The organism is Staphylococcus sp. GDY8P54P, from assembly GCF_017892645.1.
Classification (GTDB): domain Bacteria; phylum Bacillota; class Bacilli; order Staphylococcales; family Staphylococcaceae; genus Staphylococcus; species Staphylococcus ureilyticus.
Window position 1 is genome coordinate 9348 of sequence record NZ_JAESLN010000031.1, and the last position, 1571, is coordinate 10918.

Below are 1571 nucleotides of genomic sequence, written 5' to 3' on the forward strand. Positions count from 1 at the left end.
AGAAGAAAATATTGATCTTTACGATGGTTATTCATTTATAGGTTTAGGTTCTGATGGTGGATTTGCAGAATTTACAAATGTCCCAGAAGAGAACGTTTATAAGCTACCAGATAAGGTTTCTGATAAAGAAGGCGCTCTTGTAGAGCCAACCGCTGTTGCAGTTCAAGCAATTAAAGAAGGCGAAGTTCTATTTGGCGATACTGTTGCTATTTTTGGTGCAGGGCCAATCGGTTTATTAACAGTAATAGCAGCCAAAGCTGCAGGTGCGAGTAAGATATTTGTTTTTGATTTATCAGAAGAAAGATTGAATAAAGCTAAAGCAATAGGTGCTACTCATACTATCAATTCCGGTGAATCAAACCCAAGTGATGTTATTAATAAACATACAGATAATGGCGTGGATGTAGCATTTGAAGTAGCTGGTGTAGCACCAACACTTAAATCTGCTATAGACGTTACTAAAGCAAGAGGTACTGTCGTTATAGTGTCTATATTTGGCCATCCTATTGAATGGAATCCAATGCAATTAACAAATACAGGTGTAAAGCTCACTTCGACAATTGCTTATACACCTACTACATTTCAACAAACAATAGATTTAATTAAAGAAGGTAATTTAAAAGTTAAAGATGTCGTTACTGATGAGATAGAGTTAGATGATATTGTGGAGTCAGGATTTGAACAACTTGTAAACGATAAATCACAAGCAAAAATTCTCGTTAAATTATAATATAGATTATAAAAACTAATGAAAGGAGAATCTCTAATTTGAAGATTCTCCTTTCATTAGTTTTCTTACTGTGATTATTTGTTTTTACTACTTCATTTTTATTATTCTATAAACAGTAGACCTGCTAACACCTGTTTGCTTTGCAATCTCTTCGCCAGTAAGTTTTTGTTCGTCGTATAGAAACTTAATTTCTCTTTTCTTGTGATCAGGTAATGAAGGGCGACCACCTTTTCGGCCTCTTGCTCTTGCTGCTTCTAATCCCTTTTTAGTTCGTTCACTTAATAAGTTAGCTTCAAGTTCAGCGAATGCACTCATCATGGTAAAGAACATTTTGCCCATCGCATCTTTGGTCGATACGTTCATATCTATAATATGTAAATCAATATTATTTTCATCCAACCATTGAGATAACTCAATTAATTGCTTTGTTGTACGTCCAAGGCGATCTAGTTTATAGATAACTAGAATATCTCCTTCACGTAAATAATCCAAACACTTATCAAGTTCCGTTCTTTTCGTTTTACGACCACTCGCTTTCTCGCTAAAGATACGTTCACAACCATATTCCTCAAGTGTATCAATCTGTCCATCAAGACTTTGATCTTGTGTTGATACACGTGCATAACCAATTTTAGCCATTTGAATACCACCTCTTTTAATCGTTTTATGGGTACTTGTTAACAAAATCTAATTCTCGACGCAAATAAACGCGTCTCTCATCGTCTTAAAACTCGTGTTTTTTTATATTTATAATACATTGATTATAACACAAGTTTATAGACTTAAATATTCAAGAAAAACCTCTTATGTGACTTTACCAGCTAATTTAGAATAACTTTTC

The 1571-nt window shown here is 34.0% G+C and carries 2 protein-coding genes; one reads left to right on the forward strand and one right to left on the reverse strand.

All coding sequences use genetic code 11. From position 1 onward, the window contains the following. A partial coding sequence (locus KA883_RS10475; RefSeq protein ID WP_204174405.1) for a zinc-binding dehydrogenase occupies positions 1-730 on the forward strand: 730 nt, incomplete at its 5' end. An 87-nt stretch (positions 731-817) separates the two neighbouring features. Here the strand turns inward: KA883_RS10475 and KA883_RS10480 are convergent. Further along, positions 818-1369, reverse strand: coding sequence for a recombinase family protein (locus KA883_RS10480; RefSeq protein WP_186330832.1), 552 nt, complete (start codon positions 1367-1369; stop codon positions 818-820). Positions 1370-1571: the final 202 nt, after the last annotated feature.

Bases quoted from the DNA above. Each gene is read 5' to 3' on its own strand.
- KA883_RS10480 (WP_186330832.1), bottom strand. From the start codon at position 1,369: ATGGCTAAAATTGGTTATGCACGTGTATCAACACAAGATCAAAGTCTT.